The organism is Streptomyces sp. NPDC014676 (genome assembly GCF_043084105.1).
Lineage (GTDB): Bacteria > Actinomycetota > Actinomycetes > Streptomycetales > Streptomycetaceae > Streptomyces.
In genome coordinates this window covers 146335-168364 of sequence record NZ_JBIBZI010000017.1, presented here as the reverse complement: position 1 = coordinate 168364, position 22030 = coordinate 146335, and the positions used below count along the sequence as shown (strand labels likewise).

Genomic DNA, 22030 nt, shown 5'->3' with positions numbered 1-22030 from the left:
AGAGCGCATCGACTACTTACCTCGGCATCCCCGCACGCCGTCGTCCGCAGGGGTCCGAATGACGCTCTCCAGAGCGATGCCTCGAAGCAACGAGCTGTCGGAGCCTGTGAACACACCCCGGTCTGCCCAGATCACTCCGTCATGGGCAGGCACTCGGCGAGCAGGTCGACGACGTCCCGCCAAGCTCGCCGCGCGTGCTGAGGGTGATAACCGACCCCGGGAAGCACGATGTGGTCGACCGGTGGGTGATGGAAGGCGTGCAAGGCGCCGCCGTAGACCACGAGGCGCCAGTCGACGCCCGCAGCCTGCATCTCGGCGGTGAATGCGTCCCGTTGCGCGGGCGGCATGATCGGGTCTTCCGACCCGACCCCGGCCCACACCGGGCAGTGAATGCGCGCCGTCTCGCCCGGTCGGCCCGTGGTCAGTCCGTTGACTGTCGCGATCGCACGCAGGTCGACGCCGTCGCGTCCGAGTTCCAGCGCGATCGCGCCCCCGGTTCCGTAGCCGAGGGCGGCGATCCGGTCCGGGTCGGTCCGCGGCTCGGCGCGGAGCACGTCGAGCGCGGCATGGCCGATGCCTCGCATCCGGTCAGGGTCGGCGAGCAGCGGCATGCAACGGGCCAACATCTCCTCAGGGTCGCCCAGATAGCGCCCGCCGTGGAGATCGAAGGCCAGCGCCACGTATCCCAGCTCGGCGAGCGCATCGGCCCGGCGGCGCTCGACGTCGCTGAGCCCCACCCCTTCGGGCCCGACCAGGACCGCGGGCCGACGGTCGGCACCGGCCGGGAGCGCGAGGTGCCCGATCATCGTCAGACCGTCGGCCGCGTATTTGATCGTGCGCGTTGCAACTGTCGTCATGAGCCTGGACTGTAGTGATCGTCGAGCCCGGTCGGGCCGGTGTTCTGCCGCTGGCAGAAGGCAGATCTCTGGCGTATTCCGGAACCACCCCATCAGCGGTTCAGCTCAGAGGTCGAACAACAAGCTCACCGAAGGATGACGCTCACACCTCGTTTCTCGAAGATCTCCAGGATCAGGTCGAACAGCACAAGCTCGCGATCGCCGACGGGCACGCGCTCCGCCAACCGCGTCCGAGCAACGACCGAGAAGTCCCAGTGCAAGGCGAACGGAGTGGTCGCGCCCCAGCCGCCTCTCAGACAGTCGTCCAGAGCGTCCAGGTTCCAGCCGAAGTATCCACCGGGTCCGTTGATGGCCTCACCGATCGCGCAGTAGAAGGTGTCCCGGTCAACGACATACCGGCCGTCCAAGGTGAACACCTGGCCCGCAGGCGCATCGGGCTTCCCCCGACGCTGGTACTCCCGGGACCACAGGGCCACTGACAGCCACGCGTGTCGGTCCTCGGAGGCGAGTTCGTACCACGTTCCGGCGTGGTTCAGGCGACCGGTGCGGACCAGCTCCCACGGTCGCTCAGCTCCGGGCAGGGCGTTCTCGCACCAGAGCGTCACCGTGAGGTCGACGAGGCCGGCACCGCCGGCGAAAGGCTTGACGTCGATGACGGTGACCTCGTTGACGAAGTAGGACCCCATGGTGGCACCGTCACCGTCGAGGAGCGCGAACCAGGCGTTCCCCGCCACGGCACGGCGACTGCCGACGTGGTCAACGCACCTCAGCAGGCCACCCTGCGGGAGACAACCCGCGAGGTGCACTCGACGCGCGCCCTCCTCACCCGGCAGTGGCGTGAACACCCCCTCTGCCTCGTGGGCGAAGCCCCCAGAAATCGCCGTCGTCCTCATCCGAGGTCAGCGCGTACTTCCGCCCCTCGCCGCCCAGCCCCGATGCTCGCATCGCACCCCCATGAGAGCGCTGATCTTACCGACGCCGGGGGATCTGCCCGGCGGCCGTCGGCGCCGTCACCACCCCTGACTCCATCCCATCCATCTCGGAGGCCCTTTGACGAGCCACATACCTGCCTTCACTCATGAGAGTGAAGTGCAGAGAAGCGCACAGGAACACGGGGTGCCCGGCTCGGACCGGTGCCGCACGCTCTGTTCAGTCCGTCTCCGCAACGCGGTACCTGACCGGCCGGTCCTCCACCTTCACCAGCAGACCCTCGCTCGCGAGATCCCGGAAGATCCGGCGGGTGTGCTTCTCCTGCGGATCGTGCCCGGCGTCGCGCAGTGCGCGCAGGCCGCGTTCGGTGTCCCAGTGGCCGTCGTACGTGCGCACGGCCTTCTCGAGGTCGGCGCGCTGGCTGGAGTCCGGTTCGGTCAACGCTCCGCCCTCTGTGCCTGCTCGCCGCTGGGGGCGGCGTGCGCCTTCTTCGTGTGGTGGGCGATGCTCGCCGGCGCGCCGACGTAGTCGCAGGCCGGGCACTTCCGCCAGACGCCCTCGGACACGGCACGCGCGCTCACCGAGTGGCCGGGGCCGTATCCGTGTCCGTGCAGCAACTGGGCTACGGAGGAACCGTATTCGGCCGCGAGCAGCGCCGCCTCCGCCACCTTGTCGTGGCCGGGAGCGAAGAACGATCCGGCTCCGACCTTCTTGGCGCAGCCGCACCAGCAGGTGCCGGTCGGGGTGAGACTGGGAAGGGACTTCGTCGTCATGCGGTCACAGTAGGCCAACGGACGTGGCGGTTCGGGGTCTTTGCCGGGTCGTGGTGAAGGGCACCGGCACCGGGGCTCGTAGCCTTCTGATCATGGCCGACATCTACGAACTCCAGCTCACGCTCGACCTGCCGGGCTCGCTCCCGCCGCGGGACCTCGCCCTGCTCCGCTGGCACCTGGGAGAGGAAGGCGGCAGGCAGGACGATGGTTACGCGTACCCCCTCTGGGGAGACCGGGGGCCGGCGCTGCGGATCGGGGGCGCGCTGGTCGGGGAGCTGTGCTCCGACGGGCCGCAGTGGGCGCTGACCGTGCGGCAGGAGGCGCATCCCGACGAGTTCGACGACCTGCGCAGGATGGTGCTGTGGCTCGGCGCGCGCACGACGACCGTGGGCACCGTCGGGTACCTCCGTTTTCACGAGTCCCATGTCCCCGACGTGCTGGTCGCGGAGGCGGGGGCCGTCCGCAGCGCGGTGCTGCGGGTGGAGAAGGTCCTCGAGTCGGCGACCGAGGTGATCCCCGACCCCTACGCGTGAACCGAGGCCGCCGTCCGCCGTCCGCGCCGGTCTACTCCGGGGGCGTGGGAGTCTCGGGGGTGCGGTACATCGCCTGGACGTCCAGCTCCAGTTGCACGGTCGGGCCGACGACCGCGATGCCGCGGGCCAGCATCGAGCGCCAGTTCAGGGTGAAGTCCTCGCGGTGCAGCTCCGCCTTAGCCAGGGCCGCACAGCGCAGCTCCTGTTCGTAACCGCCGTTCACCGTGCCGAGGTACGTCGTGTCCAGTCCCACGGAGCGGCTGGTGCCGTGCATGGTGAGCGTGCCGTTCAGCGTCCACCGGGAGCCGCCCCGGTAGACGAACCGGGTGCTGGTGAAGTCGATGTACGGGTAGTGCTCGACGTCGAGGAAGTCGGCGGAACGCAGGTGGTTGTCACGGGTCCTGTTGCCCGTGGTGATGCTGGCGGCGTCGATGCGCACCGAGACCCGGGAGTCGCTCATGTCCGGCGTGATCTGGATGCCGCCGGTGAAGCGGGTGAAGCGTCCGTGGACGTGGGCCATGCCCACGTGCTTGGCGATGAAGCGGATCGCGGTGTGCGGTGGGTCGAACAGCCAGGTACCGGGCGCCGGCAGTTCCAGTTGGCGTGCGGGCAGCAGCGCGACGCGCGCCGGGGGGAGGGCGGCACCGGCGGCTATGTCGACGTTGCTGCGGGCCGGGGTGAGGCCCTCCGCCGCGACCATCACGCTGTAGGAGCCGGGCGGGAGCGCCGCCATGAACAGGCCGTACGGATCGGTGGTGCCGCGGGCGGCGACCCGGTGGCTGTCCAGGGCGGTCACCGTGACCTCGGCGCCGCCCAGGGGCTGCCCCAGGGGATCGACGACCTCGCAGCCGTACGCGCCGGCACCGGCGGGCAGGGGCAGCGAGAGGTCCGGCGCGGCCTCGGGACCGCCGCGGGAACGTCGACGCCGGAGCAGTCCGAGGGCCATGCGGTTCACCTTTCCTCCTGCGTGTCACCGCGGCGAGACTCGCACCGATGGAGGTGTTCGCGGTGACCGGGAACCATCGAGGAGGAGTTGCAAGCGCGATGAAGTCAACTATTAAACGATCATAGAGCAGGTGGGGTCGAGTGGTGCGCCATCGGGGGTGGTGTGGGACATGGCTTGTCCGTGTGTTGAATTGATGTGAACCGCCGGCACCCCGGTCGTTCAGCGGGGTGTACCGGGTTCGTCGACTGCGATGCTTTGCTCCGGTGCTGTGGTGAACGCCACCCGGAACCGTGAAGGATTCACACGTGGCTCGCGGTCCCGTCACGCGGCCCACACATCGCGCGGGCCGCGCCGCCACGTCGGTCGGCATCGTTCGTTCGCGCGGAAGGAGAAAACCCGTACGCTGCGTGAGCGTACGGGCGAGGGCGAGGGCGAGGGTGACGCCGGTGTGGCCGACACCCGGCGACGCTCACGGGCGGACGGACGCACCGCCCTCCGGCACCGGCCGGTCGAGGTCCGGGTCGCCGAACTCCGCGCGCAGGGCCTGGAAGGCGGTCACCTTCTCCTCGCCGAAGCGGCGGACGTGGGCGGCGTACGCGTCGGGGGAGAGGAACGCCGACGGCCGGGACTTGCTGTGAAACTTGTCCGCGTACATCACCAGTCGCTCCTCACGTGTCACCGCGAGGTAGTCGGCGGGCGGGATCGGGAGGCCCTGGCGCAGGACGTCGTCCTTCGTGACCCCCACCCCGGTGTGGTGGGAGCAGAACCGGCACAGGGGCTCGGGCAAGCCCTCCTCGGCGAGGAGTTCGTGACCGAGCAGGCCGTGCCGGACGTAGTTCTCGTGGTCCAGGCGGCCGCCGTCGCCGTAGAGGCGGTAGACGCCGATGTCGTGGAGGAGGCAGCCGGCGCGGACCAGTTCGGCGTCGACGTCGAGGCGCGAGGCCGAAATGAGCTGCTCGGCGACGCTCCAGACGATCTCGCAGTGCGTGTGGACGAGTTCGAACGCCTCGACGGTGGGCGCGTGCTTCTGGTGCAGCGCGCGGATCTCTTCGGGTCCCGGAATCCTCACACGGGGAGCGTAACAACCGGTGCTCCGCTCACTCGATCGAGCATTCCCGCACCGTGAGCGGTTCGGTGCCGCCGGCCGTTCTGCTGCACAGGACCTCCGCCTTCGAGACGCCCCCGGCGGTTCTGCGGACCCGGTTGAGGACGATGCTGTGGCCGTGGCGTTCCTCGTACAGGGGCGCGTCGGTGAAGTCGATCGTTCCGGTGGCCATGCCGTCGAGTTTGACGTTCCTGAGGTTGACCCAGGTCGCCGAGCGGCTCTGGCGCACGTCCCCGAGGCTGGCCGCCCAGTACAGGGCGCGCGTGGCGTCGTGGGAGAGGGCCGTCTGCCCGCTCGCGAAGTCGGCGGCGTCGTACGTGGCCCTTCCGTCCTCCAGCCAGGGGAGGTAATGGGCGGCGTCCTCGTAGAAGGCGGTCCCGGACGATGCTTCCTTCAGCGCGGCCAGGGCCGCGTGGTACAGCGTGATCCGCGGGGCCACGCCGTCGCGGCCGCCCGTGCCGGAGAACCGGGCCTTGCTCAGGTCGTCACCCGTGAGGATCGAGATCTGCCGGTTCGCACAGCCCGGTTCGGTGGTCAGTTGCGTCATCAGCGGTCCGATGTCCTCGACCCGTCCGGCGAAGTAGATCACCGAGGGGACGTTCTCGCCCCGGCAGATGCTCTCCGCGTGCGACCGCAGTTCGGGCTTGCCGTTCGCCACCCGGTAGCGTCGCGCGGGCAGCAGCCGGAAGCCCTCCCGCTCCAGCATCTCCCCGCCGTACAGGGCCTGCTCACTGGTGTAACGGTCCTGCGACTCCTTGGTGTCGCGGGCCAGCACCAGGGCGTGCGGGGCGCTGTCGCGGGAGCGCAGCTGCCGGGCGACGAGACCGAGTGCCTCGGCCTGGTGCTCGTCGGGAGCCGCGAGACTGAACCAGTTGGAGAACTCCTTCGGCAGGTAGGTCGCCGAGTTAGTGCCGGAGACGACGGGCAGCCCCACCGCGTGCAGCCGGCGTGTGACGTCGGGGCTGCTCTGCAGGTCGCGGCCGAAGCCGACCACGCCGACGACGGTCGGGTCGCGGTCGGCGTACTCGGCGATCGCGTCGGCCGTGACACGCTGGTGCCCCATGTCCGAGCCGCCGTTGGCGAGCAGCACCCGCAGTTTCACCGTGTAGTTCTCGTTGACGACGCGCTGCGCGAGGTACACGCCGGTCAGCTCCTCGGCGCCCTTGACCAGGGACGGATCCACCGAGGAGGAGCTCAGCGGCCCCGCGTACACCACCGTGACGTAGTCGTCCGGGTGGTCGCGCAGAACCTCGGTGTTCTCGGCGCGCACCAGCCTCTCCAGCTCCTGCAGCCGCTTGCCCTCCCCGGTGGTGTCGCCGCTCAGGTGCGCCCCGAACCGGACGTCTCCGGTGGCTATGCCGACGCACTCCGTGCCGCCGCCGGGCGCGGGACGCAGCTCGGTGTCGCGGTCGGCGGTCAGCAGGCCCGCCGAGCAGTACGTCCGGTGCAGCTCGCGGGCGTGGACGACGCCCGCGGTGACGACCAGGGCGAGGACAAGGAGCAGGCTGTGCGCCGACCACACCACGCGGGCCACGGACGGCCGGTGTCTCGCCCTGACGCACCGCCAGTCCGACTGCCGCAGCTGCACCAGCTCGCCGTGGGGCAGCGGGATCCTGAGCACCCAGGGCAGGGCGTTGGTCCTGCTCGGCGACTGGTCGGCCCGGAGGTTCCCGGCCCATTCGTCGTACCAGTGCCGCAACCGCTGCGGGAGACGCGAGGGCTGGGCCGGCGGCTGCTGCGGCCGGTTGAGCGGAGGATCCGCGTCCGAACCCCGGTCGAGCAGTGCCGCGTCGCACGCCGCCACGCCCGCCACGATCAGCAGCGGGTCGAGCTCGCTGCGCCGGCTGCGGACGTCGCTGACCGCCCTGATCAGCTCTATGCCGCCGTTCTCCCGGCCCACCCGGCGCAGGAACAGCACCGGCGGGCGCGTCCGCTTGAATCCTCGCAGGTCCCAGCTGCCGCGCCGGTGGTTGTCCCGCAGGTCCTCGAAGAGTGCCAGCACGTACAGCTGGAGGGGGAACGGGCCGCCCTCGCGCATGGCCTCGGCCACGTCGTAGGCGCGGGCCGCGATGGCCCGCCAGGAGCGGACGGGCCGCAGCAGCCGCACGCTGGTCGACTGGCGGCGGGCGGCGGACTGGAGGAACGTCGTGGTCAGGAACCACCGGCTCTCCCTGCGCAGCCACAGGAAGAGGGGAGCGCGCCCGGGGACGTGATTGAGGCCGGCGAGGAGGATCATCAGCCCGATGCCCGCCAGGACGGCGATGTACCACTCGGGGCGGGTGAGCAGCGCGGTGAAGGCGCCCAGGACGCCCATGGGGAGGAACTGCTGCACGTCGTTGAGCAGCATCTGCCGCTGCCGGCGCGAGGGTCTGCGGGGGCGCCAGCGCTGCTTGGCCAGGATACGCAGCAGATGTGTCTGGGCCCGCTCCCGCTGGGCGTTCCCGTCCGGAGTGCCGCCGGGGGCGGTCGGCCAGTGCTCGCGCATCTCCGGGTCGTCGGTGGCCTCCTGGAGGGCGCGCACCAGATGGAGACGGGGGAAGGAGTAGGGGCGGTAGGAGGCGGACCGGTCGCCCCACTTCCTGGAGTCACCGAGGTCGACCAGGAGACGCGCGGCCCGGGCGGTCGGATCGAGGTCCCCCGGCTGCGGCTCGGTCGGGGCGACGGCCAGGCGCGTACCGTGACGCTGCTGTCCCTCGCTCAGCTCGTCGACGAGTTCGGTGACCCGGTCGTCGTCGGCGGGGTCCTCGGCGTGCAGCACGATCACCGGCATCGGGGGATCGCTGGTCCGGAAGTCCTGGACCAAGGACTCCAGCTGTCGCTGGACGTCGATCCCCGCCTCGGTCGACATGCCCGGGTGACCGCCCGGGCAGTCCTGTGGAAAATTCTGGTCACGGCCGTGCATGGACACCCCCCGTGGTCGTAAGACACATGTGTCGCAAGCGCCTTGTGAGGATAACTCCCACCCCTGACAACCGCCCCCGGCGCAACGGCGGTCCGTCGGGGGCGGTGATGCCGTGGCCGGTGGTGTCGCCTTCGGCGGGCAGCGTCACACGATCGGGTGGTGCTGTGCGATGCGGGCACGTGCGGGGCCGGCGATCCGTTCGATCCGGTGACGGGAACAACTCCCGCCCTCACACGACACGGACGACCGGAGCACATCATGAGCCTGCATCTCCACCGCAACCCCGACGGCACGACGACCGGGCGGAACGAGGCCACCGGCTTCACCGTGACACACACCGAAGAGGAGGAGGTGAAGCGACAGTTGTACGAGGACGCGGGGTGGGCGTACACACCGCCACCGCCTCCTGTCCCCCCGGGGTTCCACCGGTTCACCCTGGTGCACGAAGAGTTCGGGCACACCGGGTTCGGGGACGAGCGGTACGCGGGGCTGAGGGCGCGCCCACCGGAGGGGTGCGCGCCGGTCGACTGGGGTTGTTTCGCCCTGGAGTGCGAGCGGCCGGGGAAGACGCTGCTGGACGCGGTCGCCGGTACCGTCGCGGAGGTCCGCCGTGAGCACGGGCTGGTGATGAACAGCCTGGGTGTCGAGAAGCCGGACGAGTGGTACGGGGCCGACCGGGACGGCCATGCGGGGGTGATCGCCGCTCACCTGATGCTGACGGCGATCCACCGCGCCCGTGTGCTCGGCTACGGACGCAAGGACCTGGTCCGGCTCCTCGACGCGGCGGGTGTCGAGTAGCGGGCAGGCGGTGGGGTGAGGGGAGGCGGGGCCCCGAGGTCACACCGCGGGTTGCTGGAGATCCGGCCCGGCGACTCGGCTACCGGCGCCCTGCCGGACGCGGGGCCGCCGACCGCGGTGCGAGGCGGCAGCCGCCGGCCGGCCCGGGCCACCTGTTCGGCATGGAGGACGTCCCGGACCGCACCGCCATGGCCGCGCGGCACCCCGCCGTGAAGCGCCCGCCCATGGAACACCGGGTCCGCACCCCCGGCCGGCCGCCGGCTCGTGACCGGTGCCGGCCGTCAGCTCGTGACCAGTTCCCGCCGCACCTCGGGCCCGACGGGAGCCGTCTCCACCCGGGACGTCCGCCACAGCCACAGCACGTCCCGGCCGAACGACCACACCAGCAGCCCCAGTGCCAGCACCACCACACCGACGTTGACCATGTGCGGCAGCAGAGCCGACCCGGCCAGCAGCAACAGCACCCCCTGGAGCGCGGCCACCGTCTTGCGGGCCGTGCTCGGCGGGAGCGGGGCGGTCAGCCAGGGCCACACACGCGCGGCGGCCACGAAGACGTACCGCATACCACCGATGAGGAACACCCATGGACCCATCGCCATCGACACGTACACACTCAGCACCAGGATCAGGAACGCGTCCACCTCCATGTCGAAGCGGGCGCCCAGCGGAGTCGACGTACCGGTCCTGCGGGCCACCTTGCCGTCCACGCCGTCCAGGATCAGGGCCACGGCGGTCAGGCCGACGAAGAGCGAGACGGGCGGTGAGTCCTGGAACGAGTCGGCGACCAGCGCGGTGACCCCGCCGACGAGGGTGGCGCGGCCGAGCGTGACCCGGTTGGCCGCACCGAAGGAGCGCAGCCGGGACCGGTGCAGGGCCCGGGAGAGCACCGCCCAGGTGGCGATCGCGAACGCGAGGCCGGTCAGCCAGCCCGCAGGGCCCATGCCGATCGCCGTACCGATCAGGGCCAGCAACAGGATCTGTACGCCCGCCCCCACGGCGGTCTCCTGCTGTACGAGCCTCGCGTCGTAACTGTTGTTCAGGGCCACCGAACACCCTCCGGCCGTGTGACAGAGTCGATCAACGCCGCTACCTTGTGCGCGGCCTGTGCACCACTCGGTACGCGCGCGGCTTCCCGACCGTTCAGGAGGAATTCGATGAACCGCACCGCACGTGCGTTCTGGCTCGACTCGCCTGGGCGAGGGGTGATCCGCGAGGTCGACCTGCCCGCCCCCGGCGCGGACGAGGTGCTGGTGCGCTCGCTGTACTCCGGGGTGAGCAGGGGCACGGAGACGCTCGTCTTCCGCGGTGGGGTGCCGGAGAGCCAGCACGCCGTCATGCGGGCACCGTTCCAGGAGGGCGACTTCCCGGCCCCCGTGAAGTACGGCTACCTCAACGTGGGGGTGGTGGAGGAGGGACCGGAGGCACTCGTCGGACGCACCGTCTTCTGCCTGTACCCGCACCAGACGCGGTACGTCGTCCCGGCGGGCGCCGTCACACCCGTGCCCGACGGGGTGCCCGCCGGACGGGCCGTGCTCGCCGGCACCGTGGAGACCGCCGTCAACGCGTTGTGGGACGCCGCGCCACTGGTCGGCGACCGGATCGCCGTCGTCGGCGGCGGGATGGTCGGCTGCTCCGTGGCCGCACTGCTGGCACGGTTCCCCGGCGTACGGGTGCAGCTCGTCGACGCCGACCCGGCGCGCGCCGAGATCGCGGCGGCGCTCGGCGTCGGGTTCGCGCTGCCCGGGGGCGCGCTCGGCGAGTGCGACCTGGTCGTGCACGCCAGCGCCACCGAGCAGGGACTGAACCGGGCACTCGAACTGCTCCGCCCCGAGGGCACCGTCGTCGAACTGAGCTGGTACGGCGACCGGAAGGTGAGCCTCCCGCTGGGGGAGGCCTTCCACTCCCGGCGACTGGTCATCCGCAGCAGCCAGGTCGGCACCGTCTCCCCGGCCCGCGCCGACCGCAGCTACGCCGACCGGCTGGCCCTCGCCCTCGACCTGCTCGCCGACCCCGCCCTCGACGCCCTCGTCACCGGCGAGTCCGCCTTCGAGGAACTGCCCGACGTCATGCCCCGCCTCGCCTCCGGAAAGACACCGGCCCTGTGCCACCGCGTGCGCTACGACACCCCGTAGCGGGGCCGGCACGCCTGACCTGAGAAAAGACGTGGCGGACGCTGAACAGGGGAAGACAGTCAGCCGTACTACACGGCATCCCCGTCGGAGATCGGCCGGGGAGCAGACGCGCCGCACCTGGAGGGTCGTCCGTTGTTCAGCATCACCGTCCGCGATCACATCATGATCGCCCACAGCTTCCGCGGCGAGGTCTTCGGACCGGCCCAGCGCCTGCACGGGGCCACGTTCCTCGTGGACGCCACGTTCCGGCGCGAACAGTTGGACGAGGACAACATCGTCGTCGACATCGGCCTGGCCACACAGGAACTCGGAGCCGTCGTCGGCGAGCTGAACTACCGCAACCTCGACAACGAACCCGACTTCGCGGGGGTCAACACCTCCACGGAGTACCTGGCCAAGGTCATCGCCGACCGGCTCGCCGAACGCATCCGCAAAGGGGCGCTGGGCGAGGGAGCCAAGGGCATCGCGGGCATCGCCGTCACCCTGCACGAGTCGCACATCGCCTGGGCGAGTTACGAGCGTGCGCTGTGACCGACACGACCATGGACGTGACCGGCACGGCCCCCCACCGGGCCGGCACCGCCCGCCTGGACTACGTTCCCCGGCAGGCGTCCTTTCCGAGGAACGGCGGGATCATCCCCATGTCCCTGCGCTCCGTGCACTTCGTGATGCCGGGCGGTGTCGACGACCCGGCCACGCCGAGCGGCGGCAACGCCTACGACCGGCGCGTGTGCCTGGACCTGCCCGGCTTCGGCTGGCAGGTGCACCGGCACGCCGTGGCCGGTGACTGGCCCCGGCCGGACGCCGCCGCCCGCGCCGAACTCGCCCGCACCCTGCGCGAACTGCCGGACGGCGCCGTCGTCCTGCTCGACGGGCTGGTCGCCTGCGGGGTGCCCGAGATCGTCGTCCCCCAGGCGGAGGAGGGCCGGCTGCGCATGGCCGTCCTCGTGCATCTGCCGCTCGGCGACGAGACCGGGCTCGACGCGGCCGTCGCCGCCGAACTGGACGCCCGCGAGCGCGCGGTCCTGCGGGCGGTACCCGCGGTGATCGCCACCAGCGACTGGGCCGTACGCCGTCTCGTCTCCCACCACGGCCTGGCCCCCGACCGGGTCCACGTCGCCGCCCCCGGCGCCGACATCGCGCCCCTCGCGCCCGGCACCGACGGCGTCTCCCGGCTGCTGTGCGTGGCCGCCGTGACCCCGCGCAAGGGACAGCACCGGCTCGTCGAGGCCCTGGCGGCGGTGGCCGACCTGCCGTGGAGCTGCGCGCTCGTCGGCGGGCTGGGGCACGACCCCGAGTACGTCGCCCAGCTGCGCGGACTCATCCGCGCACACGGCCTCGAGGACCGGCTGGAGCTGACCGGCCCGCAGACCGGGGCCGCACTCGACGCCAGCTACGCCACCGCCGACCTCATGGTGCTCACCTCGTACGCGGAGACGTACGGCATGGCGGTCACCGAGGCGCTGGCGCGCGGCATCCCCGTGCTGGCGACCGACGTCGGCGGGCTGCCCGAAGCGGTCGGCCGCGCACCCGACGGGGGAGTGCCCGGCATCCTCGTCCCGCCGGAGAACCCCGCCGCCATCGCCGCGGAACTGCGCGGCTGGTTCGGCGAGGCGGACGTGAGGCGCCGGCTCAAGGCCGCCGCCCGCGGCCGGCGAGCCGCACTCGGCGGCTGGGCGAGCACCGCACAGAGCCTGGCGGCGGTACTGCGCCGGCTTCCCACCGAACCCCGGAGGGCCGCATGACCGAACAGGCGACCACCACCCAGTACGGCGGGACGATCCCGGCCCCGCCCGGCACCCGGGAGGTCATCCCCGGTGCGGGCCCCACGCCCCGCCCCGGGGAGCGGGCCACCCTGCGGCTGCGGGACACCGGCGACGACGAACCGGCCCGCTACGCGCCCGAGTGGCTGCGACTGCGGGAGCCCGCCGACGCCGCCGCCCGGTCGTACGATCTGCTGGACCCGCTGCGCATCCGGATCGCCAACCTGCCGCGCCGGGCGGACGGTCTCGTCATCCACGACATCGGCTGCGGCACCGGCTCGATGGGGCGCTGGCTCGCCCCCCGTCTCGACGGCGCCCAGCACTGGGTCCTGCACGACCGCGACCCCTATCTGCTGCACTTCGCCGCCGTCGCCTCCCCGCGTTCCGCCGCCGACGGCAGCCATGTCACCGTCGAGACCCGGCGCGGTGACGTCGCCCGGCTCACCTCCGACGCGCTGGCCGGTGCCTCCCTGGTGACGGCGTCCGCGCTGCTCGACGTCCTCACCCGCGAGGAGGTCGGCGCCCTCGCCGCCGCCTGCGCGGGAGCCGGCTGCCCGGCCCTGCTGACGTTGTCGGTGGCCGGACGGGTGGAGCTGACCGAGCCGCACCCGCTGGACCGGGAGATCACGGAGGCGTTCAACGCCCACCAGCGAAGGGGCGGGCTGCTCGGGCCGGACGCGGTCACGGTGGCCGCCGAGGCGTTCACCGAGCACGGTGCGACGGTACGGATCACCCCGAGCCCCTGGCGGCTCGGCCCCGGGGAGGCCGCGCTGACCGAGCAGTGGCTGCGGGGGTGGGTCGGTGCGGCGGTGGAGGAGCGGCCGGAACTGGCGTCGCGCGCCGACGGTTACCTGGCCGAGCGGCTGGAAGCGTGTGCGGCGGGGGAGCTGCGGGTCGTCGTCCACCACAGTGATCTGCTCGCGCTGTGCCGGCCGGTGGACGGGGTCGCATGAGCGTGCGGTTCCGCGGTGTTCCGGCCCGGCTCAACACCCCTGCCGTGCGCACCCGTCTCGGCACGCTCGGCGGTCTCGTGATCCTCGCGGTCCTGCTGTGGCGCGTCGACACGGGGGTCCTGATGGAGGGGCTGCGCCGTATCGACGGGCCGACGCTGCTCGCGGGGCTCGGGATCGGGCTGGTGACCACCGTGTTCAGCGCGTGGCGCTGGGCGCTGGTCGCTCGGGGCATCGGGATCCGGCTGCCGCTGGGGGCCGCTGTCGCCGATTACTACCGTGCCCTGTTCCTCAACGCGGCGCTGCCCGGGGGCGTGCTGGGCGACGTCCACCGGGCCGTGCGGCACGGGCGGAGCGCCGGGGACATGGGGCGGGGAGTGCGGGCGGTGGTGCTGGAGCGGACCGCCGGGCAGGTCGCGCTGTTCGCCGTGGGAGCGGTGGTGCTGGTGAGCATGCCGTCGCCGGTGCTCGACGAAGTGCGGCAGGCCGTGCCGGTGGTAGGGCTCGGTGTGCTGGGGGCCTGTGCGGTGGTGCTGGCGGTGCGGATGAACCGGGCGCCGGGGCGACGTGGGGTTGCCTCCGGGGTGCTCGCGGAGGCACGCGAGGGGTTGTTCTCGCAGCGCAACGCGCCTGGTGTGCTTGTCTCCTCCGTCGTCGTACTGACCGGGTACGTCGCCATGTTCGTCCTGGCCGCCGAGGTCGCCGGAGCGGACGCGTCCGTGGCGGAACTGCTGCCGCTGGCCGTGCTGGCGTTGCTGGCGATGGGACTGCCGCTGAACGTGGGCGGGTGGGGGCCCCGGGAGGGGGTCACCGCGTGGGCGTTCGGGGCGGCGGGGCTCGGGGCGGGGCGGGGGCTGACCGTCGCGGTCGTCTACGGGGTGCTCAGTCTGGTGGCCAGCCTGCCGGGTGCGGTGGTGCTGGTCGGGCGGTGGTACGCGGGGGTGCGGGGTGACGGGCGTGATGGTGTCGCCCCCGCCGCCCCTTCCCTTCCCGTCCCCGGGGGCGCTGCCCCCGGACCCCCGGCCGGCCTCCGGCCTCGTCCTCAAACTCCCCCGGAGGGGGCACCCCCGGACGGGCTGGGATGTGCCCCTTGTTCTCGGACTCCCCCGGACGGGCCGGGAGGTGACGTCAGCAGCGAGAAATACGCGGCGAACGAATCCACCAGGCTTGCCAGGATTTCCCTGCCCTTTTCCGCCGTGCCCAGAGAAGGGCGGCCGATGACACCGGAATCGGTGTAGGCGGACATGCCGGTGGTGAGGAGATGACGGCGGTCGTCCGTGATGTGATCGGAGGTCTCATAACCGGGGCGGAGCGATTCGGGATGGCTGTGGAGAAGAATGGAGGTCTCGATTTCGCCCGCGTGCATGTCGGTGAGGAGGGACGTGGCGACGCCGGCCCGTACACGCGCCGTCTCCCAGTCCTCCGGGGCCGGGAACAGCGCCATCCGCTCACCGCGGGCGGAGGACTCCTGGACGACGTTGCCCAGGACGTAGTTCCCGCCGTGCCCGTTGACCAGCACCAGGGTGTCCGTGCCCGACCTGCGGAGCGAGTCGGCGATGTCCCGTATCACCGCGTGGAGCGTGACGGAGGAGAGGGAGACGGTCCCCGGCCAGGCCGCGTGCTCGTGGGAGCAGGAGATCGTCACCGGAGGGAGGAGGTGCACCGGAAAGGCGTCGGCGATCTCCCGCGCGATCGCACAGGCGACCAGCGTGTCGGTCGCCAACGGCAGGAACGGACCGTGCTGTTCGAAACTCCCGACCGGAAGTACCGCGATCTGCCGTGAGACGCCGGCTCCCCGCGTCCGTACATCCTCTGTAGTATCCGCCGGCAACAGACCGTGCACCGGGCCGTATGCCGCCGACCGCTTTTGTGAACCACCCATATCGTCACGGCCTTTCGTCTCTGCTTAGGAACTCGAGAATCATGACAGAAAAAGTAGGCGTACTCGGCAAGAAGACCCCTCGGCGGACCGGTGTGGAACGCGTCGTGAATGCGCCGCTGCCCACCGTGTACGGCACGTTCCAGGCGGTCGGCTACCTGGACCACGACCGCGGTGACGAGCAGGTCGCCCTGGTGTACGGCGACATCGGCGCGGACGGTGTCCTCACCCGGCTGCACTCGGAGTGCCTGACCGGGGACGCCTTCGGCTCGCAGCACTGCGAGTGCGGCGACCAGCTGGCGTCGGCGCTGCGCGCGGTCGTCGCCGAAGGGGCGGGCGTGGTCGTCTACTTGAGGGGCCACGAGGGCCGCGGCATCGGACTCCTCGGCAAGCTGCGGGCGATGGCCCTGCAGGCGGAGGGCCTGGACACCGTCGAGGCGAACCTGGCGCTCGGGTTCCCGGTGGACGCCCGCGACTACGGTGTCGCCGCCGGGATCCTCCAGGACCTGGGCGTGCGCTCGGTGCGGCTGATGTCCAACAACCCGCGCAAGCGCGAGGCGTTGGTCCGGCACGGCGTCCAGGTCGCCGAGCAGGTGCCGCTGCTGATACCGCCGTGCGAGAACAACATCACCTATCTGCGCACCAAGCGGGAACGCCTCGACCATCACCTGCCCCATCTGGACGCCGTGGCGCACCTGTCCTGACCCGGCCCCGCGGTCAGCGCGTCACCGCCTCGTGCACCAGCCGCTTGAGGTCCCGGAAGACGGTGTGGGACGACCTGGGCCGCACCTGCGTGTAGAACTGCACGGTCAGGTCGCGGCCCGGGTCGACCCAGAACGTGGTCGTGGCCACCCCGCTCCAGCCGTAGCTGCCGGGGGCGGACGGAGCCTGCGTACGGGACGGGTCGACGACGACGGAGACGCCGAGGCCGAAGCCGACGCCCTCGTTGCCGGGCACGTCGTGTGCGGGGCGGCTGCCGAAGGCGCGCAGGTCGGCGCCGCCGGGGAGGTGGTTGCGGGTCATCAGGTCCACGGTCGCCGGGGAGAGCAGGCGCACGCCGTCGAGTTCGCCGCGGCGGCGCAGCAGCTCCATGAAGCGGTGGAAGTCGTGGGCGGACGCCACCATGCCGCCGCTGCCGGACAGGAACCGGGGCCGGCCCCGCAGCGGCAGCCCCTCGATCGGCTCGATGCCGCCGTCGTCGGACTCCCCGTACATCTCCGCGAGCCGCTCCGCCTGCTCGTCGGTGACCTCGAAACCGGCGTCCGTCATGCCGAGCGGCCGGAAGACCCGTTCGGCGAGGAACACGTCGAGCGGCCGGCCCGACACCACCTCGACGATCCGCCCCAGTACGTTCGAGGCGACCGAGTAGTTCCACTGCGTGCCCGGATCGAACTGCAGCGGCAGACGCGCGTACACCTCGGTCGTCCCCGCGAGATCCGCACCCGGCGCCACCGACGACTCCAGCCCGGCCGCGCGGTACAGCGCGTCGACGGGGTGGGAGTGGTAGAAGGCGAACGTCAGGCCGGCGGTGTGCGTCATCAGGTGCCGTACGAGGAGAGGGCCGGCGGGAGGGCGGGTCCGCACCCCGTCACCCGATCCGCCCTCGTACACGCGAGGCCGTGCGAACGACGGCAGGTGGCGGCCGACCGGATCGTCCAGCGACAGACGGCCCTCCTCCATCAGCATCAGCGCGGCGACGGCCGTCACCGGCTTGGTCATGGAGTAGATCCGCCACAGGGTGTCGCTCTCCACGGGCAGGCCCGCCGCGACGTCCCGGGCCCCGTACGCCGTGAGGTGGGCGACGCGCCCGCCCCGGGCGACGGCCACCAGGAACCCGGGCAGCCTCCCCTCGTCGACCCGGCGGGCGAAATGCCGGTCCAGGCGCTCCAGCGCCCCCGCGTCCAGTCCGGCCTCGGCGGGAGCGGCCTCTTGCCGCAGCACTGTCATCGTTCTCCTCGCTCCCCTCGGAGGAACACCGGCCCGGTGCGGGCCGTTGAACGAGTCATGACCCAGGACGCCGAACAGAACGCACTGCTCGCCCTGCTCTCCGAGCGGCACGACGGGGTGCTCGTCACCCTGAAACGCGACGGACGGCCCCAGCTGTCGAACGTCATGCACGCTTACTACCCCGACGAGCGGGTCATCCGCGTCTCGCTCACCGACGACCGGGCCAAGACCCGCAACCTGCGGCGCGACCCCCGCGCCTCCTACCACGTCACCACCGACGACCGGTGGGCCTACACGGTCGCCGAGGGCACCGCCGACCTGTCGCCCGTCGCCGGGAACCTGTACGACGAGACGGTGGAGGAACTGATCCGGCTGTACCGCGACGTCAACGGCGAGCACGCCGACTGGGACGACTACCGCGCCGCGATGGTCCGCGACCGGCGCCTGGTGCTGCGCCTGCGTGTGGAACGGGCGTACGGCATCCCGCGCCGCGCCGGGGCGTGACCGAAGGACACCCCGGCGCGTACCGTGCGTGGCTCAGGCGCCGACGTACTCCGCGAGGTGCTCGCCCGTGAGGCCGGCGCGGGCGGCGACCAGGTCGGCGGGGGTGCCCTCGAAGACGATCCGGCCGCCGTCGTGACCGGCCCCGGGGCCGAGGTCGACGATCCAGTCGGCGTGCGCCATCACCGCCTGGTGGTGCTCGATGACGATGACCGACTTCCCGGAGTCCACGAGCCGGTCGAGCAGGCCGAGCAGCTGCTCCACGTCGGCCAGGTGCAGACCGGTGGTCGGCTCGTCGAGGACGTACACCCCGCCCTTGTCGGCCATGTGGACGGCCAGTTTCAGCCGCTGCCGCTCACCGCCGGAGAGCGTGGTGAGCGGCTGGCCGAGGGTGAGGTAGCCGAGCCCGACGTCCGCCATCCGCTCCACGATCCGGTGCGCGGCCGGGATGCGTGACGCGCCCTCGCGGAAGAACTCCTCGGCCTCGGTCACCGACATCGCGAGCACCTCGCTGATGTCCCGGCCGCCGAAGCGGTACTCAAGGACCGACGCGTCGAACCGCTTGCCCCCGCAGTCCTCGCAGGTCGTGGCGGTGCTCTGCATGATCGCCAGGTCGGTGTAGATGACGCCGGCGCCGTTGCAGGTGGGGCAGGCGCCCTCGGAGTTGGCGCTGAACAGGGCCGGCTTGACGCCGTTGGCCTTGGCGAACGCCTTGCGGATCGGGTCGAGCAGCCCCGTGTACGTCGCCGGGTTGCTGCGGCGCGAGCCGCGGATCGGGGTCTGGTCCACCGAGACCACGCCCTCGGAGGCCGGTATGGAACCGTGGACGAGGGAGCTCTTGCCGGAGCCGGCGACGCCGGTGACGACGCAGAGCACACCGAGCGGGATGTCGACGTCGACGTCCTGGAGGTTGTTGGCGTTCGCGCCGCGGATCTCCAGCGCGCCGGTGGCCTCGCGGACCTTCTCCTTCAGCCTGGCCCGGTCGTCGAGGTGGCGGCCGGTGACGGTGTCGCTCGCCCGCAGGCCGTCGACGGTGCCCTCGAAGCAGACGGTGCCGCCCGCCGTGCCGGCGCCGGGACCGAGGTCCACGACGTGGTCGGCGATGGCGATCGTCTCCGGCTTGTGCTCCACCACCAGCACCGTGTTGCCCTTGTCCCGCAGCCGCAGCAGCAGGTTGTTCATCCGCTGGATGTCGTGCGGGTGCAGGCCGATCGAGGGCTCGTCGAAGACGTAGGTGACGTCGGTGAGCGAGGAGCCGAGGTGGCGGATCATCTTGGTGCGCTGCGCCTCACCGCCGGAGAGCGTGCCCGAGGCGCGGTCGAGCGAGAGGTAGCCGAGGCCGATCTCCACGAACGAGTCGAGGGTGTGCTGGAGCTTGGCCAGCAGCGGCGTCACCGACGGCTCCGTCAGCCCGCGGACCCATGCGGCCAAGTCACGGATCTCCATGGCGCAGGCGTCGGCGATGCTGACCCCGTCGATCTTCGAGGAGCGGGCGAGCTCGCTGAGCCGGGTGCCGTCGCACTCGGGGCACTCGGTGAAGGTGACCGCCCGGTCCACGAAGGCCCGGATGTGCGGCTGCATCGACTCGCGGTCCTTGGACAGGAACGACTTCTGGATCTTCGGGATCAGCCCCTCGTAGGTGAGGTTGACCCCGTTGATCTTCACCTTGGTCGGCTCGCGGTACAGGAAGTCGTGCCGCTCCTTCTTGCCGTACTCGCGGATCGGCTTCTCCTTGTCGAAGAAGCCCGACTCGGCGATGACCCGCACCACCCAGCCGTCACCGGTGTAGCCGGGGATGGTGAAGGGGTCCTCGGAGAGCGACTTGGAGTCGTCGAACAGTTGTGTGAGGTCGATGTCGGAGACGGTGCCCCGGCCCTCGCAGCGCGTGCACATGCCGCCGGTGCGGCTGAAGCTGACCTTCTCGGTCTTCGTCTTCTCGGAGCCGCGGTCCACGGTGAAGCCGCCGGTCGCCGAGACCGAGGCGACGTTGAAGGAGTACGCGGCGGGCGGGCCGATGTGCGGCGTGCCGAGCCGGCTGAAGAGGATGCGCAGCATCGCGTTGGCGTCGGTGGCGGTGCCGACGGTGGAGCGGGGGTCGGAGCCCATCCGCTGCTGGTCGACGGTGATGGCGGTGGTCAGACCGTCGAGCACGTCGACCTCGGGACGGGCCAGGTTCGGCATGAAACCCTGGAGGAACGCGCTGTAGGTCTCGTTGATCAGCCGCTGCGACTCGGCGGCGATCGTGTCGAACACCAGGGAGCTCTTGCCCGAGCCGGAGACACCGGTGAACACCGTCAGCCGCCGCTTGGGGATCTCGATGCTGACGTCCTTGAGGTTGTTCTCACGCGCCCCGTGCACGCGGATCAGATCATGGCTGTCGGCGGCGTGCGGCCCGGCCGGCTGCTGCTCTGTCCTCGTGGTCATGCTCGTCGTTCCCCTCCGTCGGGCGGGGACCGTGTGCGCGGTCCCCGCCGGCGTCCCCATCGCGGCAAGGCTAGGCTAGGCGGCCCGTGCCCACCCGCGCTTCTCGATTCCTGACCGGTCGGGGACGCCCTCGGCACGGATCAGGCCGTCACCTTCTCCGGCCGCTCCGCGCCCTCCTCGACGGCACGTTCACCGAGCCGTTCGGCGGGGACGCGATGGGTCTCGCGGGCCGTGACCGCCGCGATGACCGGGGGCACGCACAGAGCGGCCGTGAAGAGGGCCACCGCCGTCCAGTCGTCGCCGTCCGGACCCGCGATCCGCGCGGCGAACGTGACCGCGAACCCGGCCACCGCGAAGCCGATCTGCGTGCCGATCGCCACGCCTGACAGCCGGACCCTGGTCGGGAACATCTCGCCGTAGAAGGACGGCCACACACCGTTCGCGGCGCTGTAGACCACGCCGAACGCGACGATCCCGAGGAACAGGGTGAGCGGGTAGCTGCCCGTGGAGATCGCCCACAGGTAGAGGAACATCGTCACCGCGCTGCCGACGGCACCGATCAGATAGACGGGACGGCGGCCCACCCGGTCGGAGAGCGCGGCCCACAGGGGGATCGCGGCCAGCGCGACGACATTGGCCAGCGCGCCCACCCACAGCATCGACGAGCGGGACATGCCGACCGTGTCACCGGTGGCGTACGCCAGCGCCCACACCGTGAAGATGGTGCTGACCGAGGCGATCAGCGCGCCCGCGACCACCCGCAGGACGTCCGCCCAGTGCTCGCGCAGCAGCACCACCAGCGGCAGCTTCACGACCCCCTCGCCGGCGGTCTGCTGCTCGAACGCCGGTGTCTCGTCCAGCCTGCGGCGGATGACCCACCCGACGACGGCGACCGCGACGCTCAGCCAGAACGGCACCCGCCAGCCCCAGGAGAGCAGCTGCTCCTCGGGCAGCGCGGCGATCGGGATGAAGACCAGCGTGGCCAGCAACTGGCCGCCCTGCGTGCCGCTGAGGGTGAAGCTGGTGAAGAAGCCACGCCGGTCCGGCGGCGCGTGTTCCAGCGTCATCGAGTTCGCGCTGGCCTGCTCGCCGGCCGCCGAGATGCCCTGCAGCACCCGGCACAGCACCAGCAGGACCGGGGCGAGGGAGCCGACCTGGGCGCGGGTGGGCAGACAGCCGATGAGGAAGGTCGACAGGCCCATCAGCATCAGCGTGAAGACCATGATCTTCTTGCGGCCGAGCCGGTCCCCGATGTGCCCGAGGAAGAGCGCGCCGATGGGCCGGGCCGCGTAGGCGACACCGAACGTGGCCAGCGACAGCAGGGTCGCGGTGGCCGGGTCGGAGTCGTCGAAGAAGATCTCCGGGAAGATCAGCGCGGCCGCGCTGCCGTAGATGAAGAAGTCGTAGTACTCCAATGCGCTGCCGATCCAGGCGGCGGCCGCCGCCTTCTTCGGCTGTCCGGGCGGGGAGGCGTCGCGGGGCGGTGCGGGGACGGTCACGGCGTGCTCCTTCGGGGGACTCCACGACGGTACGCGGAGGACGAGCGGAGGGGAGGTGCCGAGGTGCTAATTAACCCACTGGGTAGTTAGT

General features: G+C 71.5%; 20 protein-coding genes and 1 pseudogene. 9 read left to right on the top strand and 12 right to left on the bottom strand.

From position 1 onward, the window contains the following. Positions 1-131: 131 nt before the first annotated feature. The 4 genes from ACF1DX_RS33960 to ACF1DX_RS33945 all read right to left on the bottom strand — a co-directional run bounded on the left by ACF1DX_RS33960 (position 132) and on the right by ACF1DX_RS33945 (position 2560). Positions 132-857 carry a dienelactone hydrolase family protein gene (locus ACF1DX_RS33960; protein WP_391795008.1) on the bottom strand — a complete coding sequence of 242 codons (726 nt, stop codon included), beginning with the start codon at positions 855-857 and terminating at the stop codon, positions 132-134. A 125-nt stretch (positions 858-982) separates the two neighbouring features. Further along, positions 983-1750 carry a barstar family protein gene (locus tag ACF1DX_RS33955; RefSeq protein ID WP_391795007.1) on the bottom strand — a complete coding sequence of 256 codons (768 nt, stop codon included), beginning with the start codon at positions 1748-1750 and terminating at the stop codon, positions 983-985. A 256-nt stretch (positions 1751-2006) separates the two neighbouring features. Continuing rightward, positions 2007-2228, bottom strand: coding sequence for a hypothetical protein (locus tag ACF1DX_RS33950; protein WP_391795006.1), 222 nt, complete (start codon positions 2226-2228; stop codon positions 2007-2009). After that, on the bottom strand, positions 2225-2560 hold the full coding sequence (locus ACF1DX_RS33945; protein ID WP_391795005.1) for a hypothetical protein: 336 nt from the start codon (positions 2558-2560) through the stop codon (positions 2225-2227). The genes ACF1DX_RS33950 and ACF1DX_RS33945 overlap by 4 nt, the downstream gene beginning before the upstream one ends. Before the next feature lie 92 nt (positions 2561-2652). On the opposite strand from ACF1DX_RS33945, the gene ACF1DX_RS33940 reads away from it, so the two are divergent. Continuing rightward, positions 2653-3093, top strand: coding sequence for a hypothetical protein (locus ACF1DX_RS33940; protein ID WP_391795004.1), 441 nt, complete (start codon positions 2653-2655; stop codon positions 3091-3093). Positions 3094-3124: 31 nt separating this feature from the next. Here the strand turns inward: ACF1DX_RS33940 and ACF1DX_RS33935 are convergent, their stop codons facing one another. From ACF1DX_RS33935 to ACF1DX_RS33925, 3 genes are all read right to left on the bottom strand, one after another. Continuing rightward, positions 3125-4039 carry a YceI family protein gene (locus tag ACF1DX_RS33935; protein ID WP_391795003.1) on the bottom strand — a complete coding sequence of 305 codons (915 nt, stop codon included), beginning with the start codon at positions 4037-4039 and terminating at the stop codon, positions 3125-3127. Positions 4040-4508: 469 nt separating this feature from the next. Next, complete coding sequence (locus tag ACF1DX_RS33930) at positions 4509-5108, bottom strand: HD domain-containing protein (protein ID WP_391795002.1); 600 nt, start codon at positions 5106-5108, stop codon at positions 4509-4511. A 28-nt stretch (positions 5109-5136) separates the two neighbouring features. After that, positions 5137-7992 carry an ABC transporter substrate-binding protein gene (locus ACF1DX_RS33925; protein ID WP_391795001.1) on the bottom strand — a complete coding sequence of 952 codons (2856 nt, stop codon included), beginning with the start codon at positions 7990-7992 and terminating at the stop codon, positions 5137-5139. Positions 7993-8304: 312 nt separating this feature from the next. Here ACF1DX_RS33925 and ACF1DX_RS33920 point away from each other — a divergent pair, with 312 nt between their 5' ends. Then, a complete protein-coding gene (locus ACF1DX_RS33920) occupies positions 8305-8844 on the top strand; it encodes a hypothetical protein (RefSeq protein WP_391795000.1) in 540 nt (179 codons plus the stop codon). A gap of 281 nt (positions 8845-9125) precedes the next feature. On the opposite strand, the gene ACF1DX_RS33915 is transcribed toward ACF1DX_RS33920, so the two are convergent. Further along, positions 9126-9890 carry a CDP-alcohol phosphatidyltransferase family protein gene (locus ACF1DX_RS33915; RefSeq protein WP_391794999.1) on the bottom strand — a complete coding sequence of 255 codons (765 nt, stop codon included), beginning with the start codon at positions 9888-9890 and terminating at the stop codon, positions 9126-9128. Between the two features lie 108 nt (positions 9891-9998). Between ACF1DX_RS33915 and ACF1DX_RS33910 the strand changes: the two genes are divergently transcribed. From ACF1DX_RS33910 to ACF1DX_RS33890, 5 genes and pseudogenes are all read left to right on the top strand, one after another. Next, entirely contained in the window at positions 9999-10976 is a 978-nt protein-coding gene (locus ACF1DX_RS33910; RefSeq protein ID WP_391794998.1) for a zinc-binding alcohol dehydrogenase, read from the top strand. Between the two features lie 132 nt (positions 10977-11108). Then, on the top strand, positions 11109-11507 hold the full coding sequence (locus ACF1DX_RS33905) for a 6-carboxytetrahydropterin synthase (RefSeq protein ID WP_030856078.1): 399 nt from the start codon (positions 11109-11111) through the stop codon (positions 11505-11507). 11 nt (positions 11508-11518) lie between these two features. Continuing rightward, positions 11519-12721, top strand: a complete 1203-nt coding sequence (locus ACF1DX_RS33900; protein WP_391795021.1) for a glycosyltransferase family 4 protein — start codon at positions 11519-11521, stop codon at positions 12719-12721. Next, positions 12718-13692: a class I SAM-dependent methyltransferase gene (locus ACF1DX_RS33895; protein WP_391794997.1), complete on the top strand. Its 975-nt coding sequence runs from the start codon at positions 12718-12720 to the stop codon at positions 13690-13692. The genes ACF1DX_RS33900 and ACF1DX_RS33895 overlap by 4 nt, the downstream gene beginning before the upstream one ends. Continuing rightward, a pseudogene (locus ACF1DX_RS33890) lies at positions 13689-14537 on the top strand (lysylphosphatidylglycerol synthase transmembrane domain-containing protein); the annotation flags it as partial. The gene ACF1DX_RS33895 and the pseudogene ACF1DX_RS33890, both read left to right, overlap by 4 nt. A gap of 194 nt (positions 14538-14731) precedes the next feature. On the opposite strand, the gene ACF1DX_RS33885 reads toward ACF1DX_RS33890, so the two are convergent. Further along, positions 14732-15571: a creatininase family protein gene (locus tag ACF1DX_RS33885; RefSeq protein ID WP_391794996.1), complete on the bottom strand. Its 840-nt coding sequence runs from the start codon at positions 15569-15571 to the stop codon at positions 14732-14734. A gap of 41 nt (positions 15572-15612) precedes the next feature. On the opposite strand from ACF1DX_RS33885, the gene ribA reads away from it, so the two are divergent. Continuing rightward, entirely contained in the window at positions 15613-16272 is a 660-nt protein-coding gene (gene ribA, locus ACF1DX_RS33880) for a GTP cyclohydrolase II (protein ID WP_391794995.1), read from the top strand. A gap of 13 nt (positions 16273-16285) precedes the next feature. Here the strand turns inward: ribA and ACF1DX_RS33875 are convergent, their stop codons facing one another. Next, positions 16286-17515, bottom strand: a complete 1230-nt coding sequence (locus ACF1DX_RS33875; RefSeq protein WP_391794994.1) for a serine hydrolase domain-containing protein — start codon at positions 17513-17515, stop codon at positions 16286-16288. 57 nt (positions 17516-17572) lie between these two features. On the opposite strand from ACF1DX_RS33875, the gene ACF1DX_RS33870 reads away from it, so the two are divergent. After that, positions 17573-18019 (top strand): PPOX class F420-dependent oxidoreductase, encoded by a 447-nt coding sequence (locus tag ACF1DX_RS33870; protein ID WP_391794993.1) that lies wholly within the window; start codon positions 17573-17575, stop codon positions 18017-18019. 33 nt (positions 18020-18052) lie between these two features. Here the strand turns inward: ACF1DX_RS33870 and ACF1DX_RS33865 are convergent, their stop codons facing one another. Next, a complete protein-coding gene (locus ACF1DX_RS33865) occupies positions 18053-20440 on the bottom strand; it encodes an ATP-binding cassette domain-containing protein (protein ID WP_391794992.1) in 2388 nt (795 codons plus the stop codon). Positions 20441-20580: 140 nt separating this feature from the next. Next, complete coding sequence (locus tag ACF1DX_RS33860; RefSeq protein ID WP_391794991.1) at positions 20581-21939, bottom strand: MFS transporter; 1359 nt, start codon at positions 21937-21939, stop codon at positions 20581-20583. Positions 21940-22030 lie beyond the last annotated feature (91 nt).

Excerpts from the sequence above, each read along its gene's own strand:
- ACF1DX_RS33920 (WP_391795000.1), top strand. The coding sequence starts at position 8,305 with ATGAGCCTGCATCTCCACCGCAACCCCGACGGCACGACGACCGGGCGG.
- ACF1DX_RS33945 (WP_391795005.1), bottom strand. The coding sequence starts at position 2,560 with ATGACGACGAAGTCCCTTCCCAGTCTCACCCCGACCGGCACCTGCTGG.
- ribA (WP_391794995.1), top strand. The coding sequence starts at position 15,613 with ATGACAGAAAAAGTAGGCGTACTCGGCAAGAAGACCCCTCGGCGGACC.
- ACF1DX_RS33955 (WP_391795007.1), bottom strand. The coding sequence starts at position 1,750 with ATGAGGACGACGGCGATTTCTGGGGGCTTCGCCCACGAGGCAGAGGGG.
- ACF1DX_RS33865 (WP_391794992.1), bottom strand. The coding sequence starts at position 20,440 with ATGACCACGAGGACAGAGCAGCAGCCGGCCGGGCCGCACGCCGCCGAC.
- ACF1DX_RS33960 (WP_391795008.1), bottom strand. The coding sequence starts at position 857 with ATGACGACAGTTGCAACGCGCACGATCAAATACGCGGCCGACGGTCTG.
- ACF1DX_RS33940 (WP_391795004.1), top strand. The coding sequence starts at position 2,653 with ATGGCCGACATCTACGAACTCCAGCTCACGCTCGACCTGCCGGGCTCG.
- ACF1DX_RS33925 (WP_391795001.1), bottom strand. The coding sequence starts at position 7,992 with ATGTCGACCGAGGCGGGGATCGACGTCCAGCGACAGCTGGAGTCCTTG.
- ACF1DX_RS33895 (WP_391794997.1), top strand. The coding sequence starts at position 12,718 with ATGACCGAACAGGCGACCACCACCCAGTACGGCGGGACGATCCCGGCC.
- ACF1DX_RS33885 (WP_391794996.1), bottom strand. The coding sequence starts at position 15,571 with ATGGGTGGTTCACAAAAGCGGTCGGCGGCATACGGCCCGGTGCACGGT.
- ACF1DX_RS33870 (WP_391794993.1), top strand. The coding sequence starts at position 17,573 with ATGACCCAGGACGCCGAACAGAACGCACTGCTCGCCCTGCTCTCCGAG.
- ACF1DX_RS33900 (WP_391795021.1), top strand. The coding sequence starts at position 11,519 with ATGGACGTGACCGGCACGGCCCCCCACCGGGCCGGCACCGCCCGCCTG.
- ACF1DX_RS33875 (WP_391794994.1), bottom strand. The coding sequence starts at position 17,515 with ATGACAGTGCTGCGGCAAGAGGCCGCTCCCGCCGAGGCCGGACTGGAC.
- ACF1DX_RS33910 (WP_391794998.1), top strand. The coding sequence starts at position 9,999 with ATGAACCGCACCGCACGTGCGTTCTGGCTCGACTCGCCTGGGCGAGGG.
- ACF1DX_RS33935 (WP_391795003.1), bottom strand. The coding sequence starts at position 4,039 with ATGGCCCTCGGACTGCTCCGGCGTCGACGTTCCCGCGGCGGTCCCGAG.